Here is an 8,522-nt window from a genome sequence, read left to right as displayed (position 1 = left end):
CATGATGCCCGCGATGTTCACCTGCGGCCGCACCGCCGGCTGGTGCGCCCACATCCTCGAGCAGAAGCGTCTCGGCAAGCTCGTCCGCCCCGCCGCCATCTACACCGGACCCGCACCCCGCACCCCCGAATCCGTCGGCGGCTGGGACCAGATCGCCTCGACGTAGAAATCGACACCGCCGAGAAACGCGACGCCGCGCCGCGTAAAGACGCCGTCCGCGGGCGGGCGCCTACTGGCGGCGGATGGGCCCTCGGGCCTCGATCATCGGTGCTGTTCGCGGTAGCGGCTCGGACTGATGCCGTAGGTCGCCGTGAATGCTCTGCTGAATACGGACAGATCGATGAACCCGAACTGGGCTGCGATGTCGGTGAGGGATCGGGGGATGTTGCGTGGGGCCACCATCGATTGGCGGCAAGCCTCGAGTCGGTGTTCGCGAATCGTGGCAGCAGCGGTTGCGTCGAAGCGCGCGAACACCCTGTGGACGGTTCTGGTGGAAACGAAGAAGGCCTGAGCGATGCCGGACGGGGACAGGTCCGGGTCGTCGAGGTGCTGTCCGATGTACTGCACCATGTTCGCGTGCAACTCCCGCATGGCGGCATCTGGATCGTCGGGCTGACATTCCTCCTGCGCCGCGGTGATGGCCAGGTCGGCCAAACCGCCGGCGAGCCCGATCGCGCCTCCGGAGGAGACCTCCCCGTCGGCGACGAGGAGCCTGGACAACATTGGTGACAGTAACTGTCCCACAGGGGAAGTGGAGCTGACGGTCCGCGCTGTCAACTGCTGTGACTGGCTCTCGGTGAGCGACACCGAGGTGCGCGGCCAGGTGAACACTCGCAGGTGCCAGTCCGGATGCAGGTTCCAGGTAAAGGGTCGTGAGGTCTCGTAGAGGGCGAAATCACCCGGGCCGAGAATGCAGGTACGTCCGTCCTGGATGAGCTGGCCCTCACCCGCGACAACCATGCCGATCTGCATCAAATCGAGTGGGTGGCGGTTGGCAAGCCTCGCCGTTCGGCGGAAGGATTGCGATGTCGCGGTGACGTCGGCAGCCATCAGGTGCGCGAAATGCCGGGTATGGACCGCGCCGGTGAAGTGCGTGGGCTCGGCGGGATCGATATCCAGCGCAACGAAGGTGTCGCGGATCGTGTCGATCCAGGTGCCGAGCGCGGTGGTCCGAACCACCTCGCGGCGCTGCTGAGGTGTCGACCCGGCGCGCGACAGTGACGGTTGCCGCACCGGTGTGTTCGCGGGCCGGCAATCCGAGCAGTCCCCATGCACGAGGTCGCCATCAGGCGGTGGCAACGACGTCATGAACAGCTCCCTCTCCTCGCGTGAACCTCACGCTATGAGCGGGGAAACCGCATGTCAACGCGCGCTCACCTATTTACGCGGAAGAAACACGCGAACCCTGTGAATTCCGGCCAGTGGTTCCGCCCCCGCCATGACGATGTCGCGGAGTGCAAAGGGGGTAGTCGCTGAGCGTCAAACATCACGACCCGGAAGCTCCTACCGTTCGAGTACGCCGGAAAGACCCGGATGGCTCACGGGACATCCTGGACCGATTGACGATTCCTCGTCCCGGCCGCTAGCGGATCGTCGATGTAGACAGAAGGACAAACTATGGAAGTCATCGCCGTTCGTCACGCTGTGGACCCCTACGGAGTAATCGCTCCTCGCGGAGCGAGATAGCATGCCACTCCTGCTGCTCGACGCTGTCTTGGCACTTCTCCGAACGCTGATCCGCCCCTACCGTTGGCCGGCCGACCTGAGGGACGGTGTCAGCAGAATCGCGACGACACGAGCCCATCGACGGTCACTGGCGCTGCACGCACACTTGGCGGGTGCACACGACGACAGCGTGTACGCCGACGACTTCGGCGCCACAGCTCTCCGGCAGTGACCACAGGATCGGCGCCGAGTGTCGCTGATCGTCGAACTACCTGTCGCTCGCAGTCAAATCCACACCGGGACAGCGCGGTAGTTTCGATCACCAACCGAGTTGCCGAACGTTCTCGGCAAGCCCCAACTCATGAATGAGGAGTCTTCATGGAATCTGCAATCGGCGACCATCTCACATGTCCGCGGAGCTTGACTCGGCGTGTGCCCGACGACTACCAACCCCCTTTCCCGATGTGGGTGGGACGCGCTGACGAGCGCCTGCAGCAGGTGGTCATGGCGTATCTCGGCGTGCAGTTCCGCGGCGACCAGCAACGCCCAGCCGCGCTTGCGGCCATGCGCGACATCGTTGCCGGCTTCGATCTCGACGACGGCCCGTTGCACCACGACCTGACCCATCATGTGGACAATCAGGGCTACGAGAATCTGATTGTCGTCGGATACTGGAAAGACGTTGCTGCCCATACTCGTTGGATACAAGGCTCAGCCACGGCCGACTGGTGGGCATCGAATGAACGACTGTCCGAGGGACTTGGCTACTTCCGCGAGATCGTTGCCCCGCGGGCCGAGCAATTCGAAACGCTCTACGCCTTTCAGGACCACCTCCCCGGTGTCGGCGCTGTCATGGACGGGATCAGCGGCGAGATCAACGAACACGGGTACTGGGGTTCGATGCGCGAACGTTTCCCGATCTCCCAGAATGACTGGATGCAGCCCTCGGGCGATCTGCGGGTGATCAGCGGCGATCCTGCTGCGGGTGGCCGTGTGGTGGTACAAGGCCACGACAATATCGCGCTGATTCGGTCCGGCCAGGATTGGAAGGATGCCGAATCCGAAGAGCGCGCCCTGTATCTCGAGGAAATTCTCCCGACCTTGCAGCAGGGCATGGATTTTCTTCGCGCCAACGGCGAGTCGGTGGGCTGCTACAGCAACAGGTTCGTGCGCAACATCGATCTGGATGGGAATTATCTCGATCTGAGCTACAACATCGGCCATTGGGGTTCGCTCGACAAACTCGAGCGCTGGGCAGAATCCCATCCGACCCATCTGCGAATCTTCACCACCTTCTTCCGCGTCGCCGCGGGCCTGTCAAAACTTCGGCTCTATCACGAGGTCTCGGTGTTCGACGCGTGCAACCAGCTGTACGAGTACATCAACTGCCACCCCCAGACCGGCATGATGCGCGACGCCCAACCGGTCAAGCACGTGAGGAGCACCACCTGATGACAGTCATCCGACCGAACGACGACGCAATCGGTTCTGCCGCAGATCATTACGGCCTACATTTTGATGCTGCGACTCGGCTGGAGTTCGCAGGCTTGGTCGATGGCGCGCTCGGTTCGTACGACGTAGTCGACGACCTGTATGCGGACGAGAGTTTCTCGGCACCCTCCCGCGATCATGCGACACCTGATGCGAGCGACAATCCCTTGGGCGCATGGTATGTAACCACGAGCATCTCGACCGCGCCGGGTGGGCCGCTGACCGGCCGGCGGGTGGCGATCAAGGACAACGTGACCGTGGCCGGCGTGCCCATGATGAACGGATCGCGATCGTTGGAGGGGTTCGTTCCCACCCGTGATGCAACCGTGGTCACCCGACTGCTCGACGCCGGCGCCACGGTGGCGGGCAAGGCGGTGTGTGAGGATCTGTGCTTTTCCGGTTCGAGCTTCACCCCGGCCACCGGTCCGGTGCGCAACCCGTGGGACCCTGACCGCGAGGCCGGTGGATCTTCCGGTGGCAGCGCCGCCCTCGTCGCGGCCGGCGATGTCGATCTCGCGATCGGCGGCGACCAGGGTGGGTCGATCCGCATTCCGGCCGCATTCTGTGGCGTAGTCGGTCACAAGCCCACGTTCGGGCTGGTCCCCTACACCGGTGCCTTCCCCATCGAGCGCACGATCGATCATCTCGGGCCCATCACCCGAACGGTCGAAGACGCGGCCCTGCTTCTGTCGGTGATCGCCGGCCGTGACGGCCACGATCCCCGCCAGCCGGACAACCTCGTGGTGGATGATTACTTGTCGACCCTCGACTCCGGGATCGACGGCCTGCGGGTCGGCGTCGTGAGCCAGGGATTCGGGCACGCGATCTCACAGCCGGAGGTCGATGATGCGGTCCGTGCGGCTGCACACCGCTTCACCGAGGCTGGTGGCGTGGTCGACGAGGTGAGCGTTCCGTGGCATCTGCACGCGTTCCACGTGTGGAACGTGATCGCCACCGACGGCGGCGCCTATCAGATGCTCGACGGCAACGGCTACGGCCTCAACGCAGACGGCCTCTACGACCCCGAACTGATGGCGTACTTTGCGCAGCACCGCATCCAGCACGCTGATGCCCTGTCCGAAACCGTCAAACTCGTTGCCTTGTGCGGCCATCACGGTGTCACCGCGTTGGGCGGATCGAGCTACGGCAAGGCCCGCAACCTGGTACCGCGCGCTCGCGCCGCCTACGATGCGGCGCTGGAGAGCTACGACGTCCTGGTCATGCCGACCCTGCCCTACGTTGCCTCCGAACTACCGGCGCAGGATGTGGACCGGGTCACCTACGTCACCAAAGCCCTCGGAATGATCGCGAACACCGCCCCATTCGATGTCACCGGCCACCCCGCCCTGTCAGTGCCGGCAGGTCTGGTGAACGGCCTTCCCGTCGGAATGATGATCATCGGGAAACGATTCGACGACGCAACGGTCTTACGCGCCGGCCACGCGTTCGAACATATCCGCGGCGTCTTCCCCACGGCGACCGGCCAACCGGCTACCAATGCACGTCTGAGTCTCGCCTGAGACAAGGCGCGTCCTGCCCGCCCACTCACACCACCACTTCACAAGTATCAGCCCCTACAGAAAGTGGAAACAATGTCGGCAACGATCGAACACACACCAGACAACGCGGCACCAGCTCAAGCGCCGGCGTCGGATCGCGCGTGGGCCCTGTTCCGTGCGCTCGACGGAAAGGGTCTGGTCCCGGAGGGTTACACCGAAGGGTGGAAGAAGACCTTCGAGGAGGAGTTCAGCCCGAAACGCGGCGCCGAACTCGTTGCGCGAGCTTGGACCGACCCGGAATTCCGCGACCTGCTCCTCACCGACGGCACCGCGGCCGTGGACCAGTACGGCTATCTGGGACCGCAGGGCGAATACATCGTGGCGCTCGAAGACACCCCCACCCTCAAGAACGTCATCGTATGCTCCCTGTGCTCGTGCACCGCGTGGCCCATCCTCGGGTTGCCGCCGACCTGGTACAAGAGCTTCGAGTACCGCGCCCGCGTCGTCCGTGAACCTCGAAAAGTGCTGTCGGAGATGGGCACCGACATCCCGGAGGATGTCGAGATCCGCGTGTACGACACCACAGCCGAGACCCGCTACATCGTGCTCCCCCAGCGGCCGGCCGGCACCGAAGGCTGGAGCCGAGAGCAACTGCAACAGATCGTGACCAAGGACTGCCTCATTGGGGTCGCTGTCCCGCACGTCCCGGCCAACTGAACCACCGAACCGAAGGAGATAGACCCATGGATGGAGTACACGATCTCGCCGGTGTTCAAGGATTCGGCAAGGTGCCCCACACCGTCGACGCCGACATCGGCCCCACCTTCCACGCCGAGTGGGAACACCTGCCCTACAGCCTGCTCTTCCTCGGAGCGGCGGATCTGGGGGCATTCAGTGTCGACGAGGTCCGCCACGTCGTCGAACGGATGGAACCGCGCCACTACATGATGACGCCCTATTACGAGAGGTACGTCATCGGCGTTGCCACCCTCATGGTCGAGAAGGGAATCCTCACCCACGACGAGCTCGAAGTCCTCGCCGGGGGCCCGTTCCCCCTGTCCCGGCCGGCCGAGTCGGAGGGACGTCCTGCCCGCGCCGACACCACCACCTTCGAGGTCGGGCAGCGTGTCCGGGTCCGCGACGAGTACGTTCCCGGTCATATCCGGATGCCCGCCTACTGCCGCGGCAGGGTCGGGACCGTCACCCACCGCACCGGCGAGAAATGGCCGTTCCCCGACGCCATCGGCCACGGCCGCGCTGACGCCGGGGAGGAACCGACCTACCACGTCACGTTCGCGGCCGAGGACCTGTTCGGAGACGACACCGACGCCGGCAGCGTCGTAGTCGACCTGTTCGAGGGGTACCTCGAACCGGCAGCCTGACCCGCTGCCGCACTGTCACCAACGGCGTGGGCGGGTTCGCGTTCCCGCCCACGCCCTCCCTAGCCGGGATCTCCCCGACCGTCGGAAGGACTCCGAACAATGGCCGACACACGACTTCCTGTCACCGTGCTGTCAGGATTTCTGGGTGCAGGTAAAACCACCCTCCTCAACCAGGTCCTGCGAAACCGGGAGGGACGGCGGGTCGCCGTCATCGTCAACGACATGAGCGAGATCAACATCGACAGCGCCGAAGTCGAACGGGAGATCTCACTGAGCCGTTCACAAGAGAAGCTCGTCGAGATGACCAACGGCTGCATCTGCTGCACCCYGCGCGAGGACCTTCTCGCGGAAATCAGTGCGCTGGCCGCCGATGGACGATTCGACTACCTTTTGATCGAATCGTCCGGCATCTCCGAGCCGCTACCGGTCGCTGAAACGTTCACCTTCATCGACACCGACGGACACGCTCTGGCAGATATCGCCCGCCTGGACACCATGGTGACCGTCGTCGACGCCCACAGCTTCCTTCACGACTACCAGACCGGCGGCCGCGTCCAGACCGACGCACCCGACGACGAACGCGATATCTCCGACCTGCTGGTCGATCAGATCGAGTTCGCGGATGTCATTTTGGTCAGCAAAGCCGACCTCGTCACGTCGGAGCACCTGACCGAACTGACCGCAGTCCTGCGCTCACTCAACCCCACTGCGCGCATACAGTCGATGTCCCACGGCCAGATCCCCCTCGACACCATCTTGGACACCGGCCTGTTCTCCTTGGAGAAGGCCGCCCAGGCACCCGGCTGGCTCCAAGAATTACAGGGCGAACACACCCCCGAGACGGAGGAATACGGAATCAGTTCCCTCGTCTACCGTGAACGCGCCCCCTTCCACCCCGGGCGGCTGCACCAGTTCCTCACCAGCGAATGGACCAACGGTCGTCTTCTGCGTGCCAAAGGCTATTACTGGAACGCAAGCCGATTCACCGAAATCGGCAGCATCTCCCAGGCCGGCCACCTGATCCGACACGGCTACGTCGGACGCTGGTGGAAGTTCCTGCCCGAAACCTACTGGCCTGAGGACGACTACCGCCGCGCGGGGATTCTCGGCAAATGGGAAGAACCAGTTGGTGACTGCCGGCAAGAGCTGGTCTTCATCGGCCAGGGAATCGACCCCGACGCACTGCGCCACCAACTCGACGCGTGTCTGCTGACCACCGCCGAGATCGAACTCGGCCCCGACACCTGGACAACATGGCCCGACCCACTCGGCGACGACCATACCGACCAGGTCACCAGCACCGTTGCCCAAACACACACCGCCTGACCCCGACACCACCTCGAGTTCCTACGCAACCACCTCGCGAATCCCCATAGGACTGGTAATGAAGTCGCGGGTGACCTGCTCGATGTCGGCGTCGGGCCGGTAGGAGACGAGCGCGATCAGCCGGTGCGAATCGTCGCTGTGTTCTGTCCAGATTCCATGGGTGGTGATCCCGTGCTTGCCGAGGCTGCTGATATGCCGGGGCCAGTGAACGTTCGCGTGCTGGTCGAGTGTTTCGGCGGTGCGCAGGGTGTAGGTCTTCAGTTCGAACATGCTGCGTCCTTTCACGGCGGGCCATTAGGCCGTCAACCCAAATGGCCCCCGACCAGATTGTGTCTCAGCTACCGGCGACGGGGGCCAGGTCGTCATGGCCCCATACCCACATCACATGTTCCCAGTAGTGCGGCACCGGGTGTTCGCCCTCACGGTCGACGCGACGACGCTGTACCTTGCCCCAGTCGTGGTTGGCACCCCACGCCTTCGCGAACGCGGCCGCCCGCGGTGCGTAGTAGCCGCCGAGAGACCAGCCGACGAGACCGATTCGGTCGGCATCGAGGGTGTCGATCGTCTCGAGATAGTCCACACAAGCGGCGGCCCATTCCTCGGTGGCGATATGCGCTGTGAGTCCCTGCAGGCGCAGTGCTTCGCCGCTGCCGGGGCAGCCCTCCGCCGCGAGCTGTTTCGTCATCGCGACCACCGCACCCTTGGAGGCGGTGTGCGCGAGCCGGGTGTTGGTGACCGAACCGGTCACCCCGGCCGTGGATCCGACCAGGATCACAGACGCATTCGCCGACTGCGCCAGGTACTTCCAGGCATGTTTGATCGGGAGGAACACGAGGTCGACTTCGTGGGCCATGACGAAACGCAACGCCGCCTCCCGGCCTTGCGCAGGCGGTGCCGGTGAGCACCGCGACCTTCCCGGCCAACCTGCCCTGTTGCATGGTCGTGCTCACTTGATCGCAATCGGGTTGACCGGGGCGCCGACGGCGCCGGTGACCTGATCGCCCTGCGAGGTGACGACCTGCCCTGCCCGGCGCCCGTTCCAGGCCCGTCCGTGGTCGAAGATGTGCCCGAGACCGTCCCATTGGGTCGAGCACTGCAGCGGCATCGCAATGACGTCGTCGGCGCCGCCGAGACCGTGCGGGAAGCCCTGGGTTGCAGT

At 64.3% G+C, this 8,522-nt stretch carries 10 protein-coding genes and 1 pseudogene; 7 read left to right on the top strand and 4 right to left on the bottom strand.

Translation table 11 applies throughout. The features are described from left to right. A partial coding sequence (locus AC1D1G_RS37260) for a citrate/2-methylcitrate synthase (protein WP_477956080.1) occupies positions 1 to 166 on the top strand: 166 nt, incomplete at its 5' end. A 95-nt stretch (positions 167 to 261) separates the two neighbouring features. On the opposite strand, the gene AC1D1G_RS37255 is transcribed toward AC1D1G_RS37260, so the two are convergent. Beyond that, a complete protein-coding gene (locus AC1D1G_RS37255) occupies positions 262 to 1,308 on the bottom strand; it encodes a helix-turn-helix domain-containing protein (RefSeq protein WP_317569729.1) in 1,047 nt (348 codons plus the stop codon). A gap of 379 nt (positions 1,309 to 1,687) precedes the next feature. Here AC1D1G_RS37255 and AC1D1G_RS37250 point away from each other — a divergent pair, with 379 nt between their 5' ends. From AC1D1G_RS37250 to zigA, 6 genes are all read left to right on the top strand, one after another. After that, positions 1,688 to 1,897: a hypothetical protein gene (locus AC1D1G_RS37250; RefSeq protein WP_317569728.1), complete on the top strand. Its 210-nt coding sequence runs from the start codon at positions 1,688 to 1,690 to the stop codon at positions 1,895 to 1,897. A 146-nt stretch (positions 1,898 to 2,043) separates the two neighbouring features. Next, complete coding sequence (oxdA, locus tag AC1D1G_RS37245; RefSeq protein WP_317569727.1) at positions 2,044 to 3,117, top strand: aliphatic aldoxime dehydratase; 1,074 nt, start codon at positions 2,044 to 2,046, stop codon at positions 3,115 to 3,117. Beyond that, entirely contained in the window at positions 3,117 to 4,676 is a 1,560-nt protein-coding gene (locus AC1D1G_RS37240; protein WP_477956079.1) for an amidase, read from the top strand. The genes oxdA and AC1D1G_RS37240 overlap by 1 nt, the downstream gene beginning before the upstream one ends. 72 nt (positions 4,677 to 4,748) lie before the next feature. Further along, a complete protein-coding gene (gene nthA, locus AC1D1G_RS37235; protein WP_477956078.1) occupies positions 4,749 to 5,372 on the top strand; it encodes a nitrile hydratase subunit alpha in 624 nt (207 codons plus the stop codon). Positions 5,373 to 5,398: 26 nt separating this feature from the next. Next, the gene (nthB, locus tag AC1D1G_RS37230) at positions 5,399 to 6,037 is read left to right on the top strand and encodes a nitrile hydratase subunit beta (RefSeq protein ID WP_283333954.1); all 639 of its coding nucleotides are present in this window, start codon (positions 5,399 to 5,401) and stop codon (positions 6,035 to 6,037) included. Positions 6,038 to 6,136: 99 nt separating this feature from the next. Beyond that, positions 6,137 to 7,363 (top strand): zinc metallochaperone GTPase ZigA, encoded by a 1,227-nt coding sequence (gene zigA, locus AC1D1G_RS37225; protein WP_477956077.1) that lies wholly within the window; start codon positions 6,137 to 6,139, stop codon positions 7,361 to 7,363. Positions 7,364 to 7,384: 21 nt separating this feature from the next. Here the strand turns inward: zigA and AC1D1G_RS37220 are convergent, their stop codons facing one another. The 3 genes and pseudogenes from AC1D1G_RS37220 to AC1D1G_RS37210 form a co-directional block, all read right to left on the bottom strand. Then, positions 7,385 to 7,633, bottom strand: a complete 249-nt coding sequence (locus AC1D1G_RS37220; RefSeq protein ID WP_283352115.1) for an NIPSNAP family protein — start codon at positions 7,631 to 7,633, stop codon at positions 7,385 to 7,387. Between the two features lie 64 nt (positions 7,634 to 7,697). Continuing rightward, on the bottom strand, positions 7,698 to 8,216 hold the full coding sequence (locus AC1D1G_RS37215) for an alpha/beta hydrolase family protein (RefSeq protein ID WP_477956076.1): 519 nt from the start codon (positions 8,214 to 8,216) through the stop codon (positions 7,698 to 7,700). A 93-nt stretch (positions 8,217 to 8,309) separates the two neighbouring features. Then, positions 8,310 to 8,522, bottom strand: a pseudogene (locus tag AC1D1G_RS37210) (hypothetical protein); the annotation flags it as partial.

The sequence above is a fragment of the Rhodococcus sp. P3_B8 genome (assembly GCF_056402775.1).
The sequence above is the reverse complement of the archived record's forward strand: the minus strand, read 5'-3'. Positions and strand labels throughout refer to the sequence as shown.